Annotated in this window: 28 protein-coding genes; 15 read left to right on the forward strand and 13 right to left on the reverse strand. The window is 43.6% G+C overall.

Annotated features, from left to right (window positions below):
• Positions 1-164 precede the first annotated feature (164 nt).
• Complete coding sequence (locus KXZ66_RS05290) at positions 165-1,298, forward strand: DUF445 domain-containing protein (protein WP_046160226.1); 1,134 nt, start codon at positions 165-167, stop codon at positions 1,296-1,298.
• Between the two features lie 92 nt (positions 1,299-1,390).
• Positions 1,391-1,744 carry a YlbF/YmcA family competence regulator gene (locus KXZ66_RS05295; protein ID WP_003224239.1) on the forward strand — a complete coding sequence of 118 codons (354 nt, stop codon included), beginning with the start codon at positions 1,391-1,393 and terminating at the stop codon, positions 1,742-1,744.
• Between the two features lie 43 nt (positions 1,745-1,787).
• On the opposite strand, the gene KXZ66_RS05300 is transcribed toward KXZ66_RS05295, so the two are convergent.
• A complete protein-coding gene (locus tag KXZ66_RS05300) occupies positions 1,788-2,861 on the reverse strand; it encodes a DNA alkylation repair protein (protein WP_003233279.1) in 1,074 nt (357 codons plus the stop codon).
• 485 nt (positions 2,862-3,346) lie between these two features.
• Between KXZ66_RS05300 and KXZ66_RS05305 the strand changes: the two genes are divergently transcribed.
• On the forward strand, positions 3,347-4,213 hold the full coding sequence (locus KXZ66_RS05305; protein WP_003233277.1) for a Cof-type HAD-IIB family hydrolase: 867 nt from the start codon (positions 3,347-3,349) through the stop codon (positions 4,211-4,213).
• Between the two features lie 111 nt (positions 4,214-4,324).
• Positions 4,325-5,830, forward strand: coding sequence for a coproporphyrinogen III oxidase (locus KXZ66_RS05310; RefSeq protein WP_032677416.1), 1,506 nt, complete (start codon positions 4,325-4,327; stop codon positions 5,828-5,830).
• Positions 5,831-5,847: 17 nt separating this feature from the next.
• Here KXZ66_RS05310 and khtU read toward each other — a convergent pair whose 3' ends face one another.
• From khtU to khtS, 3 genes are all read right to left on the reverse strand, one after another.
• On the reverse strand, positions 5,848-7,065 hold the full coding sequence (khtU, locus tag KXZ66_RS05315) for a K(+)/H(+) antiporter subunit KhtU (RefSeq protein WP_003233272.1): 1,218 nt from the start codon (positions 7,063-7,065) through the stop codon (positions 5,848-5,850).
• A 6-nt stretch (positions 7,066-7,071) separates the two neighbouring features.
• A complete protein-coding gene (gene khtT, locus KXZ66_RS05320) occupies positions 7,072-7,569 on the reverse strand; it encodes a K(+)/H(+) antiporter subunit KhtT (RefSeq protein WP_003233269.1) in 498 nt (165 codons plus the stop codon).
• Positions 7,570-7,632: 63 nt separating this feature from the next.
• Entirely contained in the window at positions 7,633-7,971 is a 339-nt protein-coding gene (gene khtS, locus KXZ66_RS05325) for a K(+)/H(+) antiporter modulator KhtS (RefSeq protein WP_080286178.1), read from the reverse strand.
• 165 nt (positions 7,972-8,136) lie between these two features.
• Between khtS and KXZ66_RS05330 the strand changes: the two genes are divergently transcribed.
• Positions 8,137-8,904, forward strand: a complete 768-nt coding sequence (locus KXZ66_RS05330) for an enoyl-CoA hydratase (protein WP_015715595.1) — start codon at positions 8,137-8,139, stop codon at positions 8,902-8,904.
• A 19-nt stretch (positions 8,905-8,923) separates the two neighbouring features.
• Here the strand turns inward: KXZ66_RS05330 and KXZ66_RS05335 are convergent, their stop codons facing one another.
• A complete protein-coding gene (locus KXZ66_RS05335) occupies positions 8,924-9,109 on the reverse strand; it encodes a YhzD family protein (RefSeq protein ID WP_015715596.1) in 186 nt (61 codons plus the stop codon).
• Positions 9,110-9,235: 126 nt separating this feature from the next.
• Between KXZ66_RS05335 and KXZ66_RS05340 the strand changes: the two genes are divergently transcribed.
• The 6 genes from KXZ66_RS05340 (at position 9,236) to yhaL (ending at position 16,968) form a co-directional block, all read left to right on the forward strand.
• Positions 9,236-10,132 carry an ABC transporter ATP-binding protein gene (locus tag KXZ66_RS05340; protein ID WP_032725309.1) on the forward strand — a complete coding sequence of 299 codons (897 nt, stop codon included), beginning with the start codon at positions 9,236-9,238 and terminating at the stop codon, positions 10,130-10,132.
• Positions 10,125-11,384 carry an ABC transporter permease gene (locus KXZ66_RS05345; RefSeq protein WP_003244912.1) on the forward strand — a complete coding sequence of 420 codons (1,260 nt, stop codon included), beginning with the start codon at positions 10,125-10,127 and terminating at the stop codon, positions 11,382-11,384. Before KXZ66_RS05340 ends, KXZ66_RS05345 begins: the two co-directional genes overlap by 8 nt.
• Before the next feature lie 106 nt (positions 11,385-11,490).
• Positions 11,491-12,717 (forward strand): metallophosphoesterase family protein, encoded by a 1,227-nt coding sequence (locus tag KXZ66_RS05350; RefSeq protein WP_151870310.1) that lies wholly within the window; start codon positions 11,491-11,493, stop codon positions 12,715-12,717.
• Positions 12,718-12,721: 4 nt separating this feature from the next.
• Positions 12,722-15,613: a DNA repair/recombination ATPase SbcE gene (gene sbcE / locus KXZ66_RS05355; RefSeq protein WP_151870309.1), complete on the forward strand. Its 2,892-nt coding sequence runs from the start codon at positions 12,722-12,724 to the stop codon at positions 15,611-15,613.
• 73 nt (positions 15,614-15,686) lie between these two features.
• A complete protein-coding gene (gene yhaM, locus KXZ66_RS05360; protein WP_003245698.1) occupies positions 15,687-16,631 on the forward strand; it encodes a 3'-5' exoribonuclease YhaM in 945 nt (314 codons plus the stop codon).
• 124 nt (positions 16,632-16,755) lie between these two features.
• On the forward strand, positions 16,756-16,968 hold the full coding sequence (gene yhaL / locus KXZ66_RS05365; RefSeq protein WP_003233252.1) for a sporulation protein YhaL: 213 nt from the start codon (positions 16,756-16,758) through the stop codon (positions 16,966-16,968).
• 40 nt (positions 16,969-17,008) lie between these two features.
• On the opposite strand, the gene prsA is transcribed toward yhaL, so the two are convergent.
• Positions 17,009-17,887 (reverse strand): peptidylprolyl isomerase PrsA, encoded by an 879-nt coding sequence (gene prsA / locus KXZ66_RS05370; RefSeq protein WP_003245079.1) that lies wholly within the window; start codon positions 17,885-17,887, stop codon positions 17,009-17,011.
• A gap of 159 nt (positions 17,888-18,046) precedes the next feature.
• Between prsA and yhzE1 the strand changes: the two genes are divergently transcribed.
• Together yhzE1 and yhzE2 are read left to right on the forward strand one after the other, a co-directional pair.
• Positions 18,047-18,133 carry a sporulation protein YhzE1 gene (gene yhzE1 / locus KXZ66_RS05375; RefSeq protein WP_003327753.1) on the forward strand — a complete coding sequence of 29 codons (87 nt, stop codon included), beginning with the start codon at positions 18,047-18,049 and terminating at the stop codon, positions 18,131-18,133.
• 124 nt (positions 18,134-18,257) lie between these two features.
• Positions 18,258-18,344, forward strand: a complete 87-nt coding sequence (gene yhzE2 / locus KXZ66_RS05380) for a sporulation protein YhzE2 (protein WP_003155248.1) — start codon at positions 18,258-18,260, stop codon at positions 18,342-18,344.
• Positions 18,345-18,396: 52 nt separating this feature from the next.
• Here yhzE2 and KXZ66_RS05385 read toward each other — a convergent pair whose 3' ends face one another.
• Together KXZ66_RS05385 and KXZ66_RS05390 are read right to left on the reverse strand one after the other, a co-directional pair.
• On the reverse strand, positions 18,397-18,579 hold the full coding sequence (locus KXZ66_RS05385; RefSeq protein ID WP_024571667.1) for a hypothetical protein: 183 nt from the start codon (positions 18,577-18,579) through the stop codon (positions 18,397-18,399).
• 107 nt (positions 18,580-18,686) lie between these two features.
• On the reverse strand, positions 18,687-19,205 hold the full coding sequence (locus tag KXZ66_RS05390; protein WP_003245590.1) for a DUF3267 domain-containing protein: 519 nt from the start codon (positions 19,203-19,205) through the stop codon (positions 18,687-18,689).
• Positions 19,206-19,412: 207 nt separating this feature from the next.
• Between KXZ66_RS05390 and KXZ66_RS05395 the strand changes: the two genes are divergently transcribed.
• Positions 19,413-19,754 carry a YhaI family protein gene (locus KXZ66_RS05395; RefSeq protein WP_009966921.1) on the forward strand — a complete coding sequence of 114 codons (342 nt, stop codon included), beginning with the start codon at positions 19,413-19,415 and terminating at the stop codon, positions 19,752-19,754.
• Here KXZ66_RS05395 and KXZ66_RS05400 read toward each other — a convergent pair.
• Positions 19,751-20,362 (reverse strand): HTH-type transcriptional regulator Hpr, encoded by a 612-nt coding sequence (locus KXZ66_RS05400; RefSeq protein ID WP_003239501.1) that lies wholly within the window; start codon positions 20,360-20,362, stop codon positions 19,751-19,753. The two genes, KXZ66_RS05395 and KXZ66_RS05400, sit on opposite strands and share 4 nt — an antisense overlap.
• Before the next feature lie 177 nt (positions 20,363-20,539).
• The gene (locus tag KXZ66_RS05405) at positions 20,540-20,896 is read right to left on the reverse strand and encodes a YtxH domain-containing protein (RefSeq protein ID WP_003245875.1); all 357 of its coding nucleotides are present in this window, start codon (positions 20,894-20,896) and stop codon (positions 20,540-20,542) included.
• 128 nt (positions 20,897-21,024) lie between these two features.
• Here KXZ66_RS05405 and KXZ66_RS05410 point away from each other — a divergent pair, with 128 nt between their 5' ends.
• Positions 21,025-21,216 (forward strand): membrane protein YhzF, encoded by a 192-nt coding sequence (locus KXZ66_RS05410; RefSeq protein WP_014476318.1) that lies wholly within the window; start codon positions 21,025-21,027, stop codon positions 21,214-21,216.
• Positions 21,217-21,288: 72 nt separating this feature from the next.
• Here KXZ66_RS05410 and trpP read toward each other — a convergent pair whose 3' ends face one another.
• The 3 genes from trpP to KXZ66_RS05425 all read right to left on the reverse strand — a co-directional run bounded on the left by trpP (position 21,289) and on the right by KXZ66_RS05425 (position 23,595).
• On the reverse strand, positions 21,289-21,807 hold the full coding sequence (gene trpP / locus KXZ66_RS05415; RefSeq protein ID WP_003233236.1) for a tryptophan transporter TrpP: 519 nt from the start codon (positions 21,805-21,807) through the stop codon (positions 21,289-21,291).
• Positions 21,808-21,931: 124 nt separating this feature from the next.
• Positions 21,932-23,011, reverse strand: coding sequence for a 3-phosphoserine/phosphohydroxythreonine transaminase (gene serC, locus KXZ66_RS05420; RefSeq protein WP_219144837.1), 1,080 nt, complete (start codon positions 23,009-23,011; stop codon positions 21,932-21,934).
• Between the two features lie 146 nt (positions 23,012-23,157).
• Positions 23,158-23,595: an HIT family protein gene (locus KXZ66_RS05425; protein ID WP_003233231.1), complete on the reverse strand. Its 438-nt coding sequence runs from the start codon at positions 23,593-23,595 to the stop codon at positions 23,158-23,160.
• Between the last annotated feature and the right edge of the window lie 325 nt (positions 23,596-23,920).

A 23,920-nucleotide genomic window follows, 5' to 3' on the forward strand; every position in this document is an offset into this window, starting at 1 on the left:
ATACGATTCTTCACCTTGCCCTATTCCAAAAGAACAAGCTGATTTTCTAAGAACAGGAATTTGTCTCCTCGTTTGCTAAGTGATTGCATGAGCCTCTATAATACGTATAGGTACATAATCTATATGAAAAAAGCTGAAGCACAGATGGAGGAAGATGAATAGGAATGGGTATTGCAGGAACCTTTATTTTTATGATCGTGATCGGCGCTGCCATTGGAGCGGTGACCAATCATTTAGCAATTCAAATGCTGTTTAGGCCGTATAAAGCGTACTATTTGTTTGGGAAGCGAGTTCCTTTTACGCCCGGGCTGATTCCAAGACGGCGAGATGAACTTGCAAAACAAATGGGACTGATGGTAGTCAATCATCTCTTAACCCCTGAAGGCATTAAAAAGCGGCTCGTCTCTGATGCAGCCAAAACGCAGGCTCTTCGAGTGGGGGAACAGCTGATTCAAAAGCTGTCACTTTCTGAAGTGACAGTAAAAGAAGCGCTTGAAAAAGCCGGGATGAAGCGCCCCGAAAAAGCTGCTGATGCATGGATCAGCAGCTGGACCGATGATAAGCTGAATGAGCTTTTCCGCCAATACGGGGACCAATCGTTAAAAGAGCTGGTGCCTATAGAGGTGCAGGAAAAGCTTGAGGAAAAAATTCCGATGATTTCAGGATATATATTGTCACGGAGTGTCCGTTATTTTGAAAGTGATGAAGGAAAAATCCGTCTTGGCAATATGATTGATGACTTTTTAAAAGAGCGCGGCATGCTTGGAAGCATGGTGCAAATGTTTCTTGGCAATTCAAGCCTTGCGGATCGCGTGCTGCCGGAGCTGCTGAAATTCTTGCGGAATGAGGAAACAAATAAATTGCTTTCTGATCTCTTAAAAAACGAATGGGGCAAGCTGAGGGAGTATACGTTTAATGAAGCAGACGAAAAATGGAATGCAAAGGCGCTCATTTTCAGTTTGAAACGAAGAATGCTGCAAGTATTTTCGACTGCCCCTTTCTTCAACAATACGATTGGCACGCTTACCGTCCGCTATGAATCTGAGCTGACCCAGCAAATGCTGCCGGCACTGTTAGACAAATTGCTTGAAGGGATTTCGTCCAACCTTGAAAGTGTCTTAAAACGGTTGCGTCTTGAGGAAATCGTCAAGGAGCAGGTGGATCAGTTCCCGGTGGAGCGTCTTGAAGAAATGGTGCTGTCCATTTCAAAAAAAGAATTTAAAATGATTACCTATTTGGGGGGCCTTCTCGGCGGAATTATAGGCGCGATTCAAGCACTGTTTGTCATCCTTTTTTAAGAAGAAATGGGTTTTGATTAATGAAAGGATCTCCATAGTCTGTTATAGTGGAGTGGTATGTCAAACGGCAATGATGAAAGGAGCTATTTACAATGGCTGTTAATTTTTATGATGTAGCGTATGATCTGGAAAATGCATTACGCGGGAGCGAAGAGTTCACCCGTTTAAAAAACCTTTACGACGAAGTTAACGCAGATGAATCAGCGAAGCGCATGTTCGAAAACTTCCGTGATGTACAGCTTAGACTCCAGCAAAAACAAATGGCAGGAGAAGAGATTACACAAGAAGAAGTGACGCAGGCTCAAAAAACAGTTGCGCTTGTACAGCAGCACGAAAAAATTTCTCAGCTGATGGAAGCGGAGCAGCGCATGAGCATGCTGATTGGTGAATTGAACAAAATCATTATGAAGCCTTTAGAAGAGCTTTACGGCAGTGTTGAAGGCTAATCAGCAAAATCCCTTCTTGGATAAGAAGGGATTTTTTATTCATTCAGCAAACTTGGAAATCCAATGAATCTTTTACCTCTCCATTGATGATGACTGATAATGTATGAATTCCTTTGTAATGCTTTCTGGTGGTTAAATCCTTAAAGGATTGGATTCTTGTGTATGACTTCGTTTCGTTTTTTCGTATATTTGTTTCTGTTATTTTAAATACTTTCTGATGACGCTGGCCTCTTGCTTTTACAAAATCAATTGCGTACTCAATTCTTACTTTTTGATCCCTGTCTGAATGAATATAGAAAGAAAATTCAAGGCTTTCGCCAATAACTATACGTTTGGGCTGGCATGTTAAATCATGTAGTTGTATCGAATCAGCATTTTCATAACCAAAAAGCGCTAAGGCCTGTTTATCACCCTTTTTTAATAAGGTCCGATAGGCGTGTTTGATAATCCAGTCTGTATGGGGATGTGTTCCGTACCATTGATCTGCGACTTTTCTCAGTAAATGAGGATGCGTTTTTGATATATCATTAAGGTTGTTGGCCACGCTTTTCCTTACATATAAGGACTCGTCCTGCATCAGCTTCTCAAGGATCGGCAATACGGGGGAAGGGTCCGATTTCAAAGCCGGTATCGATTTTCCCCATGGCAGGCGGGGCCTGCTGCCTTCGCTCGCAAGTCTTCTCACGTGTTCATTTTTATGCTCAGACCATGCAAGCAATTGTGCAATCATCTTTTCTTGATCTAACAGCAAAAAAGGCCTTACAGCAAATTCTGAGGTCGAATATTGCGTAAAGTATTCCAATGCCTTTATTGATTCTTCCCAATGCGCTAACCCGTACTGTTCCACATAATCTGGAAATAAAATTCCGCTGAGTCCTTTAAAATGAGGGGCTGTATCCCGTAAAATTGTGAGCGCTTCAACGTATTGTTTTGGCAAAGTTTCGTATAAAGAAACTGTCACGCGGCGCATCCGCTCTTTTAAAGTGAGTTCAGGCCAGTCCTCCAGCCGTAATGTACCCAAGAATCTGTTTTTGTTAAAATCAGGATAGGATGACCTTACATGATGGATCAACTGAGATATCAGTTCTTCATTATATATTTCTTTTAAATCAGCCATATAAACACCGCTTTTTCGTTTATTATTTATATTGTATGGGAATGTACGTTCTGGATCAAGTGTATAGTCCTAAAAATTAACAACTGATCCTACCACGGATATACAAAAGTTGGTTACTTTTTTTAGTTAAAAAAACCCTTGTCATCGGAAAGGAAAACTGAGATAATAACATTGAAAGCGCCTACACTTACCTATTTCAAATGGATACGGTCGCATATCATGCCGTTATATAGAGGGGATAAGCAACAGAGAGTAAGTGTTCGGAGCGCATCATTGGTCAAACAAGGGGTTCCTGATACATGATTTTTCGTAAATCGAAATAACGATATTAGGGAGAATGGCTGCTTCGATCGTATCCTATCAACAAGCCATACATAAAGTCTGCTGAGCCAGGCTTTTTTTGCTTTAAGAAAAGGTTGTTCTAAACACAGAGACAGGGTCATATCCTATACACAAGTACAGTCATCAAGGAGGGGGACATCTCTGTGTCAAAACAATTGCTTGCCTTAAATATAGATGGAGCGCTGCTTCGGTCGAACGGGAAGATTCATCAGGCAACGAAAGACGCGATTGAATATGTAAAGAAAAAAGGGATTTACGTCACACTTGTGACCAACCGTCATTTTCGCTCAGCACAGAAAATAGCGAAATCGCTAAAGCTTGATGCCAAGCTGATCACCCATAGCGGGGCATATATCGCTGAGAAAATTGACGCCCCGTTTTTTGAAAAAAGAATTTCTGATGATCATACCTTTAACATTGTTCAAGTGCTGGAGAGCTATCAATGTAATATTCGGCTTCTTCACGAAAAGTATTCCATCGGAAACAAGAAAAAGGTGAATTCGAATTTATTGGGGAAAGCACTCATTCATCCGTCTGACCCGATCTTTTATCCAGTCCAGTTCGTTGAATCATTAAGCGATCTCCTCATGGATGAGCCGGTGAGTGCACCCGTCATCGAGGTGTACACGGAGCACGACATTCAGCATGACATTACAGAAACGATTACAAAAGCCTTCCCTGCGGTGGACGTGATTCGCGTAAACGATGAGAAGCTGAATATCGTTCCGAAAGGTGTCTCGAAGGAAGCGGGTTTGGCCCTCGTCGCTTCAGAGCTGGGCCTGAGTATGGATGATGTCGTGGCCATTGGGCATCAGTATGACGATCTGCCGATGATCGAACTTGCCGGTCTTGGGGTAGCGATGGGGAATGCCGTTCCGGAAATTAAGAGAAAGGCAGATTGGGTTACAAGGTCCAATGACGAGCAAGGTGTCGCTTATATGATGAAGGAATATTTCCGAATGCAGCAGCGAAAAGGATTTCTTGATAAGTTCCACATGAAACGTGTGTAAAAAAGCCGCTCGCGCCCTGACAGGTGCGGCGGCTTTTTTGCCGGATTGATTTTAGCAGTTTATTTCTGTACACTAAAGAAAGTTTTGAATCTGATAAATTAGGTGATGAAGTTGCAAATTAAAATAGAAGGCATACATGATGACCGCCTGCATCGGCCTCTGCAAAATATTGCAAATTTGTTTTATGAAGAGTGCGAGCTTGCGTATGGCGGAGAGGAGCCCGCAGATTTTGTCATTTCTTTAGCGTTGTCACAAACGGATGAGCATGTGACGGTTTCGGGAGAAGTGAAGGGTACTGGCATAAAGGAACAGCATACAAAATTCTTTTCTCCCGGCATGAATGAAAAAGAAGCTTTTAAGCAAGTGAAAAACACAATTTCTTATGTGTATCTCAATCTTCTTCAGGCGCATACGGGCATTACGCAGAAGTGGGGAATCCTCACAGGAATCCGGCCCACAAAGCTGCTTCATAAAAAACTGCAAAGCGGAATGTCCAAGGAGCAAGCGCATGCTGAGTTGAAAAAAGACTATTTAATTCATGATGAAAAAATCATGCTAATGCAGGAAATTGTTGACCGTCAGCTGGCGGCAGTGCCGGATTTGTACCGAGTAAAGGATGAAGTCAGCATTTATATCGGCATTCCGTTCTGCCCGACAAAATGCGCGTATTGCACATTCCCTGCGTATGCCATCCAGGGACAGGCAGGCAGAGTCGGCTCATTCCTATGGGGACTGCATTACGAAATGCAGAAGATCGGTGAATGGCTGAAGGAGCATGATGTTAAGGTTACAACCATTTACTTTGGCGGCGGGACGCCGACAAGCATTACAGCGGAGGAGATGGATCTGCTGTATGAAGAAATGGTCCGCTCCTTCCCGGATGTGAAAAACATTCGTGAGATTACGGTGGAGGCCGGTCGTCCTGATACGATTACAGAAGAAAAACTCGCCGTTTTAAACAAATATGACATTGATCGGATCAGCATCAATCCGCAATCCTATGAAAACGAAACGCTAAAGGCGATCGGGCGGCACCATACGGTTGAAGAGACCATTGAGAAATATCATCTGTCACGCCAGCATGGCATGAATAATATCAACATGGACTTGATTATTGGTTTGCCTGGGGAAGGCGTGAAGGAGTTCAGGCACAGTCTTTCAGAAACAGAAAAACTGATGCCGGAATCCCTTACCGTTCATACTCTTTCATTTAAACGGGCGTCAGAAATGACGAGAAACAAACATAAGTACAAAGTTGCCGGCAGGGAAGAGGTTTCTCAAATGATGGAAGACGCGGTAGCCTGGACGAAAGAGCATGGGTACGTGCCTTATTATTTATACCGCCAGAAAAACATTCTTGGAAACCTTGAAAACGTCGGATACTCTTTGCCGGGACAAGAAAGCATCTACAACATTATGATTATGGAAGAGGTGCAGACGATTATTGGCATCGGCTGCGGCGCTGCTAGTAAATTTATTGATCGGGATACAGGGAAAATTACGCATTTTGCGAATCCGAAAGATCCGAAATCGTACAATGACCGCTTCGAGCACTACACGGACGAAAAAATCAAATATTTAGAGCAGATTTTTGAAAAAACGACAAAGCAGCACTGATTACAGTGCTGCTTTTTTTATCCCTGTTTTTTTGCGGGCTGAACCTCAGGCTTCCATTTAAATACCTTGTTCAGCAAGCGGTAAATTCGTTTTGATTCCTTTGTGACAAGCGGTCCCAAAATCGCCAGAATGAGGACATATAATGCGGCAAACGGCTTTAATGTGGCCGACAGTCCGCCGGCTATTCCGAGATTCGCAACGATAATCGAAAATTCTCCCCGCGATACGATCGTCAGCCCGATATTCGATGAAGCCTTATGAGAAAGCCCTGCGCGTCGTCCTGCCACCATTCCGGCGATAAAATTTCCCAGAATGGTCAAAATCACTGCACCCAACGCAAGCCAAACCGCTTCACCAAGCGAAAACGGATCGATACTGAGGCCGAAGCTGAAAAAGAACATCGCACCGAAGAAGTCGCGAAACGGAACAACGAGGTGTTCAATCCTATCGGAATGCTCTGTTTCTGAAAAGACCAAACCGAGCAGCAGCGCGCCGATTGCTTCTGCTACATGAATCGTCTCGGAAAACCCGGCGATAAAAAAGAGCGCTGCGAAAATGACGATAATAAACACTTCGTTTGAGCGAATGTCCAACAGTTTGTTCAACAGCGGCGGGAGTTTTCTTGCTGCGATAAAAAACAGCAGCATATAACCGAAGGCGATCAAAATGGACAAGAGTGCACTCCCTACGGATGTCGCATCACCTAGTATAAGGCCGGAAACAACGGACAGATATACGGCAAGGAAAATATCTTCAAACATGATGATGCCGAGAATCAATTCGGTTTCCGGGTTGGCGGTTCTTTTTAAATCAACGAGCACTTTTGCGACAATCGCACTTGACGAGATTGTGATGACTCCTGCGAGGATGAGGACTTCCAGAAAGGAAAATCCAGTGATAAACCCGTAAAGCAGTCCGAGGCTGAAGTTAATCAAAATATAAATCGTCCCGCCGACCGCGATTGATTTTCCTGATTTGATTAACTTCCCGACAGAGAATTCGAGTCCGAGATAGAAGAGGAGGAACAGTACGCCCATTCGCCCGAAAAACTCGATGATTTCACTGCTTTGAATAAATGTTAGATCAATAATCCCCATTTTCGGCGCGTGCGGTCCAACAAGCATCCCCAGCACAATCAGAAACGGAATAATCGAAAATTTAATTTTATTGGCGATCACACTGGCGATTGCCACAAGCACAAGTGCAGTTCCGACTTCAAATACAAGATGGTCCATCGGGGCTCACACGCCCTCTCCAGAAAGAAAATCGTGAATCAGTTTCTTCAGATGCTTTCTCTCACCTGAGAGGACAAGGGTGTCATTTTCTTCAATAATCGAATCGGCTCCGGGATTTAGGAGCTTTTCCTGGTTGTGTTTGATAATGGCAATCACAGTGACATCGTAATTCTGGCGAACATCAAGCTCTCCGAGTGTGCGCCCGATCGATTTGGCGCCTTTTTCGACCTTAAACCATTCAATAATAAGATCGCTGAAGGCCATTTCGATGGACTCCAGAGCTTGCGGTTTATAGACCATGCCCCCGAGAATAGCTGCAATTTGCCTTGCTTCAGAATCATCCAATGAAATATTTGAAAGAAGCTCATCCGGGTCCCGGTCATTAAACCGGTAAATTTCCCTTCTTCCGTCATCATGAATGATAATCGTCATTTTTTCGTGGCTTCTTGTTTCGATTTCAAACTTTTTGCCGATGCCCGGCAGATCGTTTTCTTTAATATTCAATGAAAATCCCTCCGAATGTAGTGTTGGCAGTATGGGGTGAGTTACAAATAAAACTTGAGCAAATTATATTCGGAGGTAATTAGACTGGTATTTGACAGGGACGGCCCAAGCCTTTTCCAGCCTGTTTATCAGCGGTTCGTCAAGTGGTTTGACAGAGAGCTGCCTGACAGACTGTGCCAGCGGGCTGTACTCTTTGATCAGCTCAGCCGGGTGCATGCTGCCCGGCGACGGGGTTTTTGCCGATTGTGTTTCCTGCGGATATGAAGTCATAGGCACATAGCTGTCAGTGCTTGCTTCAAACTGGGAAGGCAGAACCACGTCCGAAGGGGGAAAGTACACCATAAATAAACTTAACAGAAAACTGATCAGCAATTTATCCATGTTCCTTTCCTCCCTTCTCATCAAGATATCCCTTCTTTTTCACTATATAAAACTTTATGTTTCCATTCAAACAATATGCATTTTTCAGTATCTATTGACCTTGAAAAATAAAAAGGTTTATTTGAGGATGGCGGGGAATGTATAGGAGAAAGAAAAAAAGTAAGCGCATACATGGAGGTGCTTTATATGGAGTTTGTTCAATATGCATGTAATGGGGCTGTTGCAGAGATTATCCTGAATCGGCCTGATGCCCATCACGCCCTGAATGAACAGATGCTGTCTGAATTGAAAGAGGCAGTCGAAATGGCGGCTGCAAGCGAGGCGCTCATCGTTCTCCTGAGAGGAAGCGGGAAAGGCTTTTCGGCCGGCGGTGATATCAAGATGATGACATCAGAGCATGACTCTGATCAATTTAAACGGCTGATGGATACGATTGAGGCTGTCACCCTGAATTTATATCAGATGAAGAAAGTGACAATTGCAGCCATTCATGGCGCTGCTGCGGGACTGGGCCTGAGTTTGGCGCTTTGTGCGGACATTGTGCTCGCTGAAAAAAACGCCGTCCTCGCGATGAATTTTATCGGCATTGGGCTTGTTCCGGACGGCGGAGGACATTATTTGCTGAAGAAAAGAATCGGTGAAGCAAAAGCGAAAAAACTGATTTGGAGCGGAAAAAAACTATCTGCCTCAGAAGCTGCCGATATGGGGCTTCTTGATGGGACATTTGCCGGAGACCCTGCCGAAGGCGCAAGACCCATTATCGAAACCCTGTTGGCCTCCCCTCTTTTGGCGATGATCGAAACGAAAGCTATTTTTCAAAGCCTCCAGATTGAAGAACTGAAAAAAGTGCTATCCCTTGAGCGCAGCGCCCAAGAGAGAATGAGAAGGACCAAGGATCACCAAGAAGGAATCCGTGCCTTTTTAGAAAAACGGGAGCCGAAGTTTCAAGCGTAACAGATCAGCCGGAAGCTGATCATCTGTGAAACAAAATCAGCTTTCCGGCTGCATTGACTAAACGATGAGTATGACTATGAAGCTCTTTTTCTTTTAAGAGGGCTTCACCATGCGTTTTTGCCGCTTCTTCATGTTCTGCCTCGAATCGCTCGTTTACCAGCGTGTTCCCCGAAGGATCAAATACGGTAAGGAAATAATCAGCCATCAGGTTTCTCCTCCATTTTAAGGTTTATCAGTCTTTCTTCATTTATATTCTAAAAAGGAAATCAAAATCCTTTATTATGCTTTATCCAAAATTAGTATATAATGGGTCAGGGAAGGAGGAGATTCAGTGCTTACAATTGATCACGTAACGAAGACATTTGGAGATTATAAAGCCGTTGACGGATTGGACTTAGATATTCCGGAACAGCAAATGTTCGGTCTGTTAGGCGCAAATGGAGCGGGAAAAACGACGACGTTTCGCATGATCCTAGGATTATTAAGCATTACGGAGGGCTCAATCAGCTGGAAGGGCCGACCTGTGAATTATCATATCAGCAACAAAATCGGTTATTTGCCGGAAGAGCGGGGCCTTTATCCGAAAATGAAGGTAAAGGATCAGCTTGTCTATCTCGCCAGATTAAAAGGGATGGAGAAGCGGGAGGCTGTAAAAGAGCTCGGGACATGGCTTGAACGCTTCAATATTACAGATTACGAGAATAAGAAGGTGGAAGAGCTTTCAAAGGGGAATCAGCAAAAAATCCAATTCATTTCGGCAGTTTTGCATAAGCCGGAGCTGCTTATTCTCGATGAACCTTTCAGCGGCCTGGACCCTGTCAATGTTGAGCTGCTAAAAGAGGCTGTGATCTCGCTGAAAAACAGCGGCGTTTCTATTTTATTTTCAAGCCACCGGATGGAACATGTGGAGGAGCTTTGTGAGAACCTTTGCATATTGCAGAAAGGAAGACCGGTCGTGCAAGGCAAGCTGAAGGAGATCAAGCGCTCCTTTGGCAAAAAGAACGTCACCATTCACTCCGATGACGATCTAAGCTTTTTGCAGTCTCATGAAGGCATTCTACAATGGAAGGAGACGGCCGACGGCGTCAAGCTGCAGATTGCCAATGAAGACATTTCTCAAGAGATTTTTGCGATGCTACAGGGAAAAGGGTTTATCAGAAAGTTTGAGCTTGAAGAGCCGTCACTGCATGATATTTTTATAGAAAAGGTGGGGGCCGTCTATGAATAAATTTTGGATCATGCTTTCTCATACATACAAAAATAAGATTATGGCAAAATCCTTTATTATTTCGACTGTCATCACGGTGCTGCTTGTTTTAGTTGTAACGAATCTGGAGTCGATCATTTCTTTGTTTCAAGGTGACGATGCGAAAGAAAAAATCGCCGTTGTTGATGAAACAAACGAATTATATCCGGTTTTTTCAAAGCAGCTGAAAGCGGTGGATACTGACGGCGATCTTGATGTGAAGCTGTCGAAGCAATCGGAGGATGAGGTCACAAAGCAAGTCAAAGATGAATCACTCGATGGCATGCTCATCATCAAACGAGATGAAAAAGGGACCATTTCAGGAACATATAAAGCGTTAACGATTTCTGATGAAAGCACGTATCAAACGCTGCAGCAGGCGCTGACGCAAACCAAAACAGCTGTCGGAACAGCGGAGCTCGGCGTGTCGCAGGAAACGATTAGCAGCCTTTATGCGCCCGTTACTGTGGGGCAGAAGGCGCTGAAAGAAGGGGCAAAGTCTGAGGAAGAGCTTGGCCAGACGGTAGGGCTTGTTTACATTATGCTGTTCGTCATTTATTTTTCGGTGATTATGTATGCCAGCATGATTGCGATGGAGGTCGCTACAGAAAAATCTTCGCGAGTTATGGAAATCCTGATCTCAAGTATGCCGCCGATCCAGCAAATGTTTGCAAAGCTGCTTGGTATTGGGCTTGTCGGGATCACACAGCTTGCTATTATTATAGGAGCCGGCTCTCTGTCGCTTAAGCTGAACCAAAAGAGCGAAACGGCTTCATCTGTCGGCGGATTCCTTAATTTGACCGACGTATCTGCAACCACTGTCATCTATGCTGTCATTTTCTTTTTGCTCGGATACTTTTTGTACGCGACACTTGCCGCGTTTCTTGGCAGTGTCGTCAGCAGAATAGAGGACGTGCAGCAAACGATCACGCCGATGACGCTTTTGGTTGTCGCCGGTTTTATGATCGCGATGTTCGGTTTGAATGCGCCCGACGCAGGATTTATTACGGTAACTTCGTTTATTCCGTTCTTTACGCCAATGATTATGTTTCTGCGCGTCGGCATGCTTGATATTCCGTTCTGGCAGGCGGCTGTCGGAATCGGAATCACACTGCTCACCATTGTCATACTGGCCGTTATCGGCGCCAGAATTTATAAAGGCGGTGTATTAATTTACGGCAATTCAAGCGCGTTCAAAGCGATCAAACAAGCGCTTCGTTTAGCGAAAAACTGATTGGAAAACAGCCTGGGGATTCTCAGGCTGTTTCTTTATTGACAGAACGTGCATTCGCAAGAATTCGGTGCTAAAATAAGGGTACTTCATCCTGGAAAGGAGCAGAATGTTGACTGATCTAACCTTTATTCATGCGGCAGATCTTCATCTTGACAGCCCGTTTTACGGGATATCGCATCTGCCGGAGCCGATTTTTGCCCGGATTAAAGAAAGCACGTTTGCAAGCGTGAGACATATGATAGACGCCGCAGTGAAAGAGCACGTTGATTTCATTTTGCTGGCGGGAGACCTGTTTGATGAAGCCAATCGAAGCTTAAAGGCTCAGCTCTTTTTGAAAAAACAGTTTGAAAGACTCAGAGAGTGCGGGATTTCGGTATACGTCATCTTTGGGAATCACGATCATCTTGGCGGGGAGTGGACACCGATTGAATGGCCTGAGAATGTCCATATTTTTTCGTCCGCTGTTCCAGAAGAAAAATCGTTTTTTAAAGAAGGCAGGCGCATAGCAAGCATTTACGGCTTCAGCTATCAAGCCAGAGCAGTGACGGAAAACCAAGCCGCCCGCTATCGGAGATCAACTGACGCACCGTTTCATATCGGCATGCTCCACGGCACGCTGTCAGGATCTGAAGGACACGATCCGTATTGCCCGTTTACACATGACGACCTCGTGAAAAGCGGGATGGATTATTGGGCGCTTGGCCATATACATAAACGCCAGGTTCTATCTGCCGAGCATCCGGCAGTCATTTACCCGGGAAACACGCAAGCACGCCATATAAAGGAGGCGGGAGATAAAGGCTATTATCTCGTTCATGTGACAAACGGAGATATATCTTATGAATTTCAGAGAGCGCATGATGTCCTGTGGGAAAAAGCGGCGGTTGATGTGACGGAGGCAAAGAATATGACAGCCCTCTTCCAAATGGTGGAGGACACGTTTTCGAAGCTGCGGAAAAAGGGGAGCCCTGTTTGTGTAAGGCTTGTTTTACAAGGGACGGCGCCGGAATGGCTGCTGGAGGCGCCAAAAGGCACCTTGGATGAGTTTCTTGAAGCTCTTCAGGAACAAGAAGCGGAAGAGGAACATTTCGTTTGGCCTCTTAGATTGGACGATGAGACAGAAAACGAAGCAAACCTAACAAACCTTGATCCTTTTTTTGGCGGTTTATTTGAAGACATTGATCGCAGCGATCTGTCAGACGTGCTGGAAGGGCTTGAGCGGCATCCAGTGTATAGAAGGCACGCGGACCGGTTTAGCCAAGAGGAGGTAAAGGAAATAAAAGAGCAGGCACAGATAATATTGAAAAGACAGCTTAAGGTGCTTGATACATGAGGCGGTGACAGCTTTGCGAATTATATCTTTACATATCTACCAATACGGAAAATTTTCCAATCGGACCTTTGACTTTTCCGCCTCTCCTGTCCAAGTCATCTACGGATTAAATGAGGCAGGAAAAACGACGATGATGTCATTCATTGAAAGCATGCTGTTCGGTTTTCCGAAAACGAAAAAGTATGAACCGAAAACAGGCGGTGTCTACGGCGGTGTTCTTGAAGCTGAACATCCTGAGTATGGGGTGCTGAAGATCGAACGGACGAAAGGGACTGCCGAAAAACTAAGCGTGTACACAGAAAAGGGCGAAGTAAAGCAGGGAGATGTTTTAAAGCAGCTGTTCCAGGGCACAGACAGGTCGTTGTACAAAGCCATATATTCGTTCGACGTATTCGGGCTGCAGGAAATTCACGCCTTTAATCGGGACAAGATAGGGGAATTTTTGCTCTTTTCCAGCTTGTTTGGTGCTGAAGCCGTATCAAAGCTTGATTCAAGGCTGACGAAGGAAAGCGAAAGGCTCTATAAACCAAATGGGCGAAACCCTCAATTGAATCAGGAGCTGGAAACGCTTAAGCAGCTGGCAGTTAAGCTAAAACAGGCTGAAGCAGAGGAAGCGGGCTATCATCAGCTTCTCGAGGAAAAACGAACGCTTGAAGCCCGCCTTGCAGCCGCGGAAACCGAATTGAAAGAGACGGCGGGACATATCCGAATGATTGAGGGAGCGATTGAGCGAAAGCCGCTGCTAAATGAAAAAGCGACACTCGAACAGGTGATTGCAGAATTTCCGGAACACGCAGGACAATTTCCTGCTGACGGACTGCATCAGCTGGAAAAATATGAATCCCATCTTCACCCGAAATCAGCACAGCTTGAGGCGCTTCGGGTGAAGATGGCGGAGTTGGACAAACAGAGGCAAAAGCTTATCCCCGATAAAGAACTATTGGCGAAAGAAACGCTGATACAAGAGCTTTCGGCAGCGTTTCATATGTACCAATCCTGGGGAGAACAGCTGGCAGCCATTCAGGCACAGCTGCGCCAGACGTCTGCGCAGACAGCGGCAGGGCTGGAACAGCTCAATAAAACTGATGAAAATGAGCTCCTGAATATGAACACCTCATATGATTATGAATGGCAGCTTCAGCAAGCGGTGCAGCAATATGTACAGGCAAGAGACAGAAAACGGCAGCTTGACGAGACGTTTGAACTTGCCCGGCAAGAGCTGGAAGACGCGGAAAAGGCCGTTCGTGCCGCTTCGTCCGCGATTCTTGAAAACAGCCAAAGAAAAGATAAAGAAGCAGCTCTTAGAGCATATGATGAAACACAGGGGCAGCACCAAGAGCAAGCGAAGCTCAGAGAACAGCTAACGTTTTTTGAAAGACAGCAGGCTAAACAGAAAAAGACTGTCATTGCAGCTGGTATGTTGTTCATCGTTCTCTTTTCTCTGCTGCAGCAATGGATTCCCGCCATAAGTTTCGGCGCTGCACTTATTGTGTATTGGCTTGTTTCAGGAAAATCGTCTTCTCGAAACAGCCGAGAGACAAGACAGCCCATGACGGATATTTCACCAGCAGAAGCTGAAATGCTTAGAGAAGCGTTATGGGAGGATGACCGCAATAAGCAGCACCTTCTCACACAGCGTGCAGCGCTCCAGCAAAAAGAGGCGGCGTATGAAAGGGTCATCCAGCAGTTTGAACAGTGGGAAGCCGAAATGGCGCCGTCCTTTACACAGGTTGAGCGTTTTATGAATGAGCTCGGATTTAAGGAAGATCCATCATTTTTGCTTGATGCATACAGCTTAATGAAGGATGTTAAAAAAGAAGTGAAGAAAAAGCATGAGCTGACCATAGAAGCAGGCAGGCTGAAAAAGCACCGGAGAACATTCGAAGAACGCGTCAGTATGCTTCTTCCCGTGAATCAGAGTCAGGATATCTCCATTTCGGACGCCCTTCACACATTGCGGAAAAACATTGAACGTGAAAAAGAAATTGAGAAGCAAAAAAAGGAAATTGAAACAGATATTCATTATACAAAGGAACAGATGCTTGAACTTGAGCAAGAAATACAGTATTTCCACGCACAGATTGAACAGTTATTTGCCGAGGCTGCTGCAAAAGACAGAGATGCGTTTTTTGCCATAGCCGACATCAGCAGGCAATTGAAGGATACGGAGAACAAGCTTCATCACGTAAACGCACAGCTTCAAGGCGGGTACCCGGAGGAACTTGAACTGGCGGATTCCAATACGCTTTCTGAATTGAAAGATAAGCAATTTGTTGAGAATGAAAGAAAAGAGCGGCTGACTGAGGAGATCGAGCAGCTCCGCAGCCAAATCGCACTGCTCTCAGTCAAACAGGAACAATTAGAGGCTTCGGGAATGGTCTCAGACCTCAAGCTTCAAACCGAAATGCAAAAAGAACGTGTGAAAGAAACGGCTAAAAAATGGGCCTCCATACAAATGGTCAAACAGGTGATCAGAAACAAATTGGAGCGGCATAAAAAAATCGAGCTTCCGCGCCTTCTGGAGACGGCAGGAGAATTTTTCCGCCCTCTGACTGACGGAAACTACCAAACCATTTATTTTTCCGAAACGGATGATTCGATCATGGTTATGCATCGCGATGGCACTGTCTATCATGCGGAAGAGCTGTCACAAGGGACGTGTGAACAGCTGTATACAGCGATCCGCTTTGCTTTGGCCGTTACGCGCCAGGGTGAGTCAAAGCTTCCGTTCCAGCTTGACGACAGTTTTGTTCATTTTGATCAGGAAAGGCTGAAACGTGTATTACATGTTCTGTATGATTTATCTGAAGGCGGTAGGCAGATTTTGTATTTTACATGCCATGAGCACGTAAAAGATGCATTTCATAGCAGCCAAATCATCCATTTGGTGTCATAAAAGAGGTTCTATAGCTGAAAATCGGTATGTGATATACTGGTATTATGTAAGATACGGAGGGAGCTTTAATAGAATGGCTAAAGGGATTATGCTACATGAGGTTGGCGAACAGGTGGACCAGTATCTATTGATTAAATCCTCGACGAAAGGGATTGCAAGCAATGGAAAACCGTTTTTGACGCTGATGCTGCAAGACCAGTCAGGCGATATTGAAGCGAAGCTGTGGGATGCCAAGCAAAGTGATGAAGTGACCTATGCGCCGCAGACGATTGTCAAGGTCGTCGGCGATGTTCATCATTATCGCGGACGCACCCAGCTGAAGCTAAGAAATATCAGACCGGTAAGCGAGCAAGAAAACGTCAATATTGATGATTTTTTAGAAACCGCGCCGATTCCGAAAAATGAAATGATGGATACCATCACTCAATATATATTTGAAATGAAAAATCCGAATATCCAGCGAATCACAAGGTTTTTGGTTAAAAAACACGAAGCTGAGTTTATGGATTATCCGGCGGCTACGAAAAACCACCATGAGTTTGTCTCAGGTTTGGCGTATCATGTTGTCTCTATGCTGAACCTGGCGAAAGCAATAGCAGATTTATATCCTTCTCTTGATCGTGATCTGCTTTACGCCGGTGTTATCCTGCATGATCTTGGAAAAGTGAAGGAGCTGTCCGGCCCTGTTTCCACTTCATATACGGTTGAAGGCAATTTGCTCGGCCATATTTCCATCATGGTGACAGAGCTTTCAAAAGCTGCTGAGGAGCTTCAAATCGATTCTGAAGAGGTGTTAATTCTTCAGCATTTGATTTTGAGTCACCACGGCAAAGCAGAATGGGGCAGCCCGAAACCGCCGATGGTGAAAGAAGCGGAAATTCTTCACTATATAGACAATCTGGATGCAAAAATGAATATGATGGACAGAGCGCTTGAGCGCGTGAAGCCGGGCGAGTATACTGAACGTGTATTCGCACTGGAAAACCGTTCCTTTTATAAACCGACATTTCATAAATAACTTAAAAAGGACTGATGCTGACATATTCAGCTCAGTCCTTTTTGATGCGTCTTTCCCGCACATAACTCGTCTCATTCCCGCATATGGTTAAGAATAAAGAATCTATGCAAAGGGGGAAGAGCCCGTGTTATTTTTTCCATGGTGGGTGTATCTTTGTATTGTGGGCATCATTTTCAGCGCATATAAACTTGTGGCGGCAGCCAAAGAGGAAGAAAAAGTAGACCAGGCTTTTATTGAAAAAGAAGGACAGATTTATATGGAGAGGATGGAAAAGGAGCGAGAACGCCGCAGTTCTCAGCAGCATGAAGAAGAAAATCAAAACCATTCCATCGCATAAAAAAAGCTGTGCGGCTCAATGAGCCTGCACAGCTTTTTTATTATTTAGAATTGCTTGAAGATGAAGAAGTGCTGTTGCTTGTTGAAGATGTATTAAATGTGTCTTTCAGATCTTTATCTTTTACTTCGATGTCAGCTTTCTTCATAACTTTTTGAACAGCTTCCTGAACAGCTGCGTTGTCATTTAATTTTTGTTCAAGCACTTCAGATTTCAGTTCTTTTTTCATATCATCATATTTGCCGCGTTCTTCTGTCTTTTTAATGATATGGTAGCCGTATTGCGTTTTGACAGGATCACTGACTTCACCTGTTTTTAATTTGAATGCAGCTTTGCTGAATGTTTCGTCCATTTGGCCTTCTTTTGCGAACCAGCCAAGATCCCCGCCTTTTGAAGCAGAGCTGTCTGTTGAATATTCTTTCGCAAGGTCTTCAAACTTCTCGCCTTTTTTCAGCTTTTTCTCTACTTCTTCAGCTGTCTTTTTATCAGCAACAAGGATGTGGCTTGCACGGATTTTGCCTTTTAAGCCTTCCCAGTACTCTTTGATATCGGCGTCTGTTACTTTGATGTTATCTTTAGCCGCTTTTTGTGTCAGCAATTCATATTTTACTTGTTCTTTCAGGTAATCTTTGCCATATTGCTTTTCGAGGGCAGTATATTGATCGCCAAGCTGCGTTTTATATTCTTTCAGCTTGTTGTCAATTTCTTTATCCGAAACTTTATACTTCTTGTCCAATACTTTTTCTTGCACTAGCTGTGTCAGTACGCTTGCGCCAGCTGTTTTCTTCATGTTTGTATAAAGCTCGCCTTTTGTGACATCGCCTGCGTCTGTTTTTGCGATGACTTCTTTGTCGCCGCTGCTGCAAGCACTGAGAGCGAGGATGCTTGTAGCAGTGATAGCTGCTATTGCGATTTTCTTCATTGTTTTCAAACACTCCTAATCATTCCAAATTAAATTACCTATGCGTATCATAACATATTGTGGCTTTCTGTAAAAAGATTTTAAATAAAGGGCATTCGTCTAGTCAAACTTTTGCTGATGACATACTTATATATTGATCAAGAAAAGGAGGTATGTAACATGAGCGGAGGATACTCTAACGGATTCGCGTTGCTCGTAGTACTGTTCATTTTGCTTATCATCGTAGGTGCAGCTTACATCTACTAAGCAGCCCGAGGATCGCTTGCAACATAAGCGATCCTTTATTTTCACTAGCGCCTAATCGTTTCAAACATGAATTGCATAACATGTAATTGGTAAATAAAGCTTATTACAGGAGGTGCTATTTAAGATGGGTGAAGTATTTGCAGGCGGATTCGCTTTATTGGTTGTGTTATTTATTTTATTGATTATCATCGGCGCTTCTTGGCTGTACTAATCAACATAAAAAAGCATAGCTGCTTAATCAGCAGCTATGCTTTCTTTCGTATTTACACTGTAAAGGAGATCTCCACAAACGAAGAGATCAGTAAAATTAATATAGATACATTAATAAATCGGAATACCTTATCTTGCCGCTCTTCAGGAATCTCTCTGACAAGGCATAATGTATTGGTGAGCCTGTTTATGAAATATAAAATAAACACGGCAGCCACGATAAAATAGAATAAAATGATGGGAGATTCCCCCTCTCTCTGAACTGTCCCATATTACATTACCAAATATTTATTAAAAAAGATAGAATGCAAATTGAAAAATCGCCACCAGCACCAGGGTTTGACTACTTTTCAACAAGAATATCCAAGCCGTCAGCTTCCTGATCAATAAAAGCGGTTTTCGGTGCTTTTATCAGCTTGAGAGCCAGCAGGAAATCAGGCAGACAGTAGCCGGCGTGAATGCCCGAGATCATGCAAAAATAATGAGCGTGATTCGGAAATGCCAGTGCTGCGTAAAACAATACCGGTGTAATCAGCAAGAACGGGCTGACGAGTGAAATCAGCATTGTTGTTTTTGGTATACGTTTCCATGTGCGCATGCGCAATATGTAAAACTTTTTTTCTATTTTTCTTTTTTTGCAGATGATTGGCAGGACATGGATGACTTTATGTACAAATAAAATAACGACGAGCAAACCGCCGAATAAAGATACATATTCATCGCTTAAGCTTGTGCCAGGCCGCAGCAGCTCAAAAGCTAAAAAGGTAGATATAAAAACCAAAATCATAAAACATACAGCAGTTAATATTATGCGAACGGCGCCATAATCCTTCATGAGATTTATGGTCTTCCAGCAATTCATCAAAGTCATCCTTCCATACATCTTGAATAGAATCTCAAAATAATTTACTCCTCCCAAGAGAAAAAATCAATGCTTTTTTAAGAAAAAATATCATCCGGCAGGTATTTTTTTGAAACAAGCAAACAAACTGCGAAATATGGGGTTAGAACTTTCTTCTCAGTGAATTATCAGCTAAAATAAGATTAAAGATAGAAAGAAGTGGTGTGGATGGATTCGATGGATCATCGCATTGAGCGATTAGAATATTACATACAATTATTAGTGAAAACAGTAGATATGGACAGGTACCCCTTCTATGCGCTTCTCATTGACAAAGGGCTGAGCAAGGAAGAAGGGGAAGCGGTTATGAGGATATGCGATGAATTGTCGGAAGAGCTGGCAACACAAAAAGCGCAAGGATTTGTAACCTTTGATAAGCTCCTTGCGCTTTTTGCCGGACAGCTGAATGAAAAATTAGATGTTCATGAAACGATTTTTGCCCTGTATGAGCAGGGGCTTTATCAAGAGCTGATGGAAGTCTTTATCGACATCATGAAGCATTTTGATTAACTGTTTACAGGTTCAAGCTCTTCAGCCGGTTCATCCGCCGCACTGTCCTTTGCTTTTTTCTTCAGTTTTCCGTTTACGCTTTCAAAGTCATTGTCAATATTGGTGAGTGACGTTTCGAAAATTTCCATAAAATCATCGCCGTAGATATGGCGTATCATACACATCATTTCTGCCACTTCAGGAAATTTTCCGAATAAATGATACAAAGGCTGTGACCCTTTAAAAACAGCGTTGCGTGTCGGATCAAATTCCTCAAGCAAGCTCCAGAATACCTCGGTACCTTCCTCAGTCAATTGGACATATGTGTTCCTTTTATCATTCAGCCGTTTGGAGAACCTTAAATATCCCCGTTCTTCCAGCTTTTTTGAAAAGTTGAATGCGGTTGATACGTGCATGACCCCGAACTTCGCGATTTCAGAAATGGAAGCTCCATTCAATTGATACGCAATCCATAAAATATGATGCTCATTAATATTCAGGTCATACGGTTTGAGCCATTGCTGCCAATCCTTCTCGATTGATTTCCAAAGCGCCTTGCTAAGCTGAGCCATTTTCTGGGTGAAGACCAGAGCTTCTTTCACATCATAGGGCGGTTCCACTCGATTCATTACGTCACCTGCTTCTCTTTTTCTTTTTCTCTATTATGCCAATAAAATAAAGATTAATAAAGATGAAAATGTAAGAATTTTTTAATAAATTCACAAACCATTGTGGCGGAAGGGTTTTTCGGCCAAAAAAAATACGGGTCCAATTTTGGCCCGCATTTTTTTCTTTTGAATAGGATATTAGTTTTGTAAGGTTTTCTCCAGCTGTCTGATTTTCTCTTCGATATCGGCAATTTCTTTTTGCAGATCCTGCTGGTGAGGCTTGATCTCTTCCTGCCATTTTTTAATTGACGTTTGGAGCTCGCCGCCCACGTCTTTAATAACATCCGTGCTTTCTTTTGCCGCTTTGATCAGCTGGTCTTTTAAAGCAAGCCCGTCTGACTTTAAGCGTTTGATTGTTTCTTCAAAAGAATCATAATTGGTTTTCATTTTTTCACGCAGCTGCTTTCCTGAGGAAGGTGCAGTAAGAAGAACCGCTGCTCCTCCGATGATGCCGCCTACGAATAGTCCTGTTAATAGAGAACGTCCGCTCGCCATTACAATCACCCCGTCTTTTTCTTCAAATAGGATTCATTCAGCATTTTTCATTTTTGTTGAAAGCCTGAACTTCTATACATAGCTTGCTTTATTTTAGCATATTTTTTAAGTGAAAAGGAGGGAGAAGGTTGTCTGTCTTTTTGATTGTGTTATCCTGCATCACCCTTGCCTTCGCTTCAGGCGCTGTTTACTATATCAGACTTCTCAGCCAGGCTGCTTCTTATCCGCCCAAGAAAGTCATCCGGCAGAAAGCGCTTGTTTGTTCAACCGGAACCGCCTTTACACTATGTCTTATCTTTTTCACAAAACTCCTCGCTTAAAACATGCTGACATGCTGCGGACGCTCTGTTCAAAAAACCTCTCCCGGAAGCGGAAGAGGTTTTGTGTGACAATTATTTAGCAGCTTCCATAAAGCTTGAACGTCTTAAAATGGTTTGCACAATCGGATAAATAATGATCATTGAGATTGTATTCAGCACAGCGGCCGGTAGAACAACAGCCGCGAACAATGCGGCGAAACCGCCCGGCAAACCGACGATCAATAAAGCTGACGATAGAAACACAATTCCTGATAAGATGGTCCCGATCACTGTCAGCACAGCGGCTGCACCTGTTTTGCGGCTCTTTCTGAACAAGAGAAACAGGGAGAAGAACAGAAACGCTGATACCGGTTTATCAATGATGTTAGGGATCTGTCCAGCTGGAAACGCGGTTGTAAGCGCGGAAATGATTCCGGTCACGATCCCGATGACGAGTACATTTTGCACTCGCGGGAACAGCAGAATGCCCATGAACATCATGATCAGCATCATATCTGGTTTCATGCCGCCTAAAAAGGGCGGAATAATGGAATGAAGCGCTGCGCCGATTGCGGCAAACAGAGCCATAATGACTAACTCTTTTGTTTTCATAACTATGCTCTCCTCTGCTAAGCTTTTTGCCCTCCAATAATATGCTCATCATTTATTGCGAAGGCTTTACAGAATGTGTTATGCAAACAGTATACCAAACGGACGGTTTGCATAGCCAGACTTTTTACTCATTTTCCTGCTGGAATTTCTTCATGAACGCAGCTAATTTTTCACAGTCTTCGAGAGAGACCGCGTTATAAATAGAAGCGCGGCAGCCTCCCACCGAACGGTGTCCGCCAAGGCCGATCATCTTCGCATCTTTTGCTTTCTGGACGAATGTTTTCGTTAATTCGTCATCCCGAAGCGTGAAGGTGACATTCATGCGTGAGCGGCTGTCCTTTCTGGCATGTCCTTTATAGAAGCCGTTGCTTTCATCAATACAGCTGTAGAGAACCTGCGCTTTTTGTTCATTGCGCTGTTCAACAGCTTCCACACCGCCGTTTTCCTTGAGCCATTCCAGAACAAGGCTCAGCATATAAATCGCAAATGTCGGCGGAGTGTTGTAGAGTGAATCCGCTTTGACATGCGTGGAATATTTCAGGATTTTTGGGACGTTCGCATTTTCATTTTTCAGCCAGTTTTTTTTCATGATGACTACAGTCACGCCGGAAGGGCCGAGGTTCTTTTGGGCGCCTCCGTAGATCACGTCAAATTTAGACACATCGATTTTTCTGCTTAAAATATCGCTGGACATGTCGGCTACGAGTGGAATTGGAGAATTCGGAAACTCCTGCCACTGAGTGCCGAAAATTGTATTGTTGGATGTGATATGTAAATATGCGCCGTCTTTTACATCCGTAAGGTCAACCTCTGGAATATAGCTGTAATTGTCTGTTTCACTAGTAGCGGTGATAGACGTGTTCCCGAACAATTTCGTTTCTGCCAGTGCTTTTTCAGACCAAGCGCCTGTCATGACAAAATGTGCGGTTTTTTCAGGTGTTAAAAAGTTCATCGGAAGCATTGAGAATTGAAGGCTTGCCCCGCCTTGAAGAAACAAGATATCGTAATCTTCCGGAATGCCCATCAGTTCGATTAAGAGGGTTTTCGCTTTTTGGTGCACCGCTTCATACTCTTTGCTGCGGTGGGAAAGCTCCATAACAGACATGCCGGATTCGTTAAAATCAATAAATTCTTTCTGTGCTTTTTGCAGAACTTCCAGTGGCAGCGCTGCAGGACCTGCGTTAAAATTCGTTGTACGTTCCATTATGATCTCTCCCTGTTTTCCACGTTAATGTATAAAATAATACAATTATCCTATCACAAAAATTCAGTTTTTTGATAAAAAATTAGAATTATCAAAAGAAATTGACGGATGTTTGCGAAATGTTCACAAAATAAAATAACCTCATCTTATGATGAGGCCAGGCGTTTTGCGATAGAGGAAGAGATGTTCTGCAGATCCTCCGGTTTATAATCATCAGCATGCGTTTTCCAAACCGCTCCGAATCCATCTCCTTTTCCGTAGCGAGGGATAATATGCATATGGTAGTGGAACACAGATTGTCCAGCTTTTTCGCCGTTATTGTTCAGCGTATTTAAGCCGATCGGTTCAAATTCATCCCGGATAGCGCGGGCGATTTTTGGAACAGCATGGAAATATTGTTTTGCTAATTCATCTGTAAATTCATATACATTCTCAATATGTGTTTTCGGAATGACAAGCGTATGGCCTTTTGTCACTTGGCTGATATCAAGAAAGGCAAGTACATGTTCATCTTCATACACCTTCGCGGATGGAATGTCGCCGGCAATAATTTTACAAAAGATACAATTCTCTGCACAATGCATGAGGGTTCCTCCTTATGAAATTGTTTAGTATGTATACATTCATCGTACCACAGAAATGCAGAAAATAGAAAACAGGATGAACGGCGAGCGTTCACCCTGAATGCAGAGGAAGAGCTTATATGAAGAAAATGTGTTATGCCTTTGGTAAGCACCTCATTTGTCAATAAAATGAAGACTTGTTTAATGCCTAACGATTCCTGCGATAAACACCTCATTTGACAATTTGCTTCATACATGAAGAATTCATCAATTCAGTGAAGAGAAATGGTTTGAGCATTGGACATGTTTATTTTCTATCCAACTGTTTCTAAGACGTCTTTGACAA

It is taken from the genome of Bacillus sp. LJBS17 (assembly GCF_019334685.1).
GTDB lineage: Bacteria > Bacillota > Bacilli > Bacillales > Bacillaceae > Bacillus > Bacillus subtilis.

Coding starts and splice junctions, on each gene's coding strand:
- KXZ66_RS05290 (WP_046160226.1), top strand. CDS start 165: ATGGGTATTGCAGGAACCTTTATTTTTATGATCGTGATCGGCGCTGCC.
- KXZ66_RS05295 (WP_003224239.1), top strand. CDS start 1,391: ATGGCTGTTAATTTTTATGATGTAGCGTATGATCTGGAAAATGCATTA.
- KXZ66_RS05300 (WP_003233279.1), bottom strand. CDS start 2,861: ATGGCTGATTTAAAAGAAATATATAATGAAGAACTGATATCTCAGTTG.
- khtU (WP_003233272.1), bottom strand. CDS start 7,065: ATGGACCATCTTGTATTTGAAGTCGGAACTGCACTTGTGCTTGTGGCA.
- khtS (WP_080286178.1), bottom strand. CDS start 7,971: ATGAGAAGGGAGGAAAGGAACATGGATAAATTGCTGATCAGTTTTCTG.
- KXZ66_RS05330 (WP_015715595.1), top strand. CDS start 8,137: ATGGAGTTTGTTCAATATGCATGTAATGGGGCTGTTGCAGAGATTATC.
- KXZ66_RS05335 (WP_015715596.1), bottom strand. CDS start 9,109: ATGGCTGATTATTTCCTTACCGTATTTGATCCTTCGGGGAACACGCTG.
- KXZ66_RS05345 (WP_003244912.1), top strand. CDS start 10,125: ATGAATAAATTTTGGATCATGCTTTCTCATACATACAAAAATAAGATT.
- KXZ66_RS05350 (WP_151870310.1), top strand. CDS start 11,491: ATGTTGACTGATCTAACCTTTATTCATGCGGCAGATCTTCATCTTGAC.
- yhaM (WP_003245698.1), top strand. CDS start 15,687: ATGGCTAAAGGGATTATGCTACATGAGGTTGGCGAACAGGTGGACCAG.
- prsA (WP_003245079.1), bottom strand. CDS start 17,887: ATGAAGAAAATCGCAATAGCAGCTATCACTGCTACAAGCATCCTCGCT.
- yhzE1 (WP_003327753.1), top strand. CDS start 18,047: ATGAGCGGAGGATACTCTAACGGATTCGCGTTGCTCGTAGTACTGTTC.
- yhzE2 (WP_003155248.1), top strand. CDS start 18,258: ATGGGTGAAGTATTTGCAGGCGGATTCGCTTTATTGGTTGTGTTATTT.
- KXZ66_RS05390 (WP_003245590.1), bottom strand. CDS start 19,205: ATGAATTGCTGGAAGACCATAAATCTCATGAAGGATTATGGCGCCGTT.
- KXZ66_RS05395 (WP_009966921.1), top strand. CDS start 19,413: ATGGATTCGATGGATCATCGCATTGAGCGATTAGAATATTACATACAA.
- KXZ66_RS05400 (WP_003239501.1), bottom strand. CDS start 20,362: ATGAATCGAGTGGAACCGCCCTATGATGTGAAAGAAGCTCTGGTCTTC.
- KXZ66_RS05405 (WP_003245875.1), bottom strand. CDS start 20,896: ATGGCGAGCGGACGTTCTCTATTAACAGGACTATTCGTAGGCGGCATC.
- trpP (WP_003233236.1), bottom strand. CDS start 21,807: ATGAAAACAAAAGAGTTAGTCATTATGGCTCTGTTTGCCGCAATCGGC.
- serC (WP_219144837.1), bottom strand. CDS start 23,011: ATGGAACGTACAACGAATTTTAACGCAGGTCCTGCAGCGCTGCCACTG.
- KXZ66_RS05425 (WP_003233231.1), bottom strand. CDS start 23,595: ATGCATTGTGCAGAGAATTGTATCTTTTGTAAAATTATTGCCGGCGAC.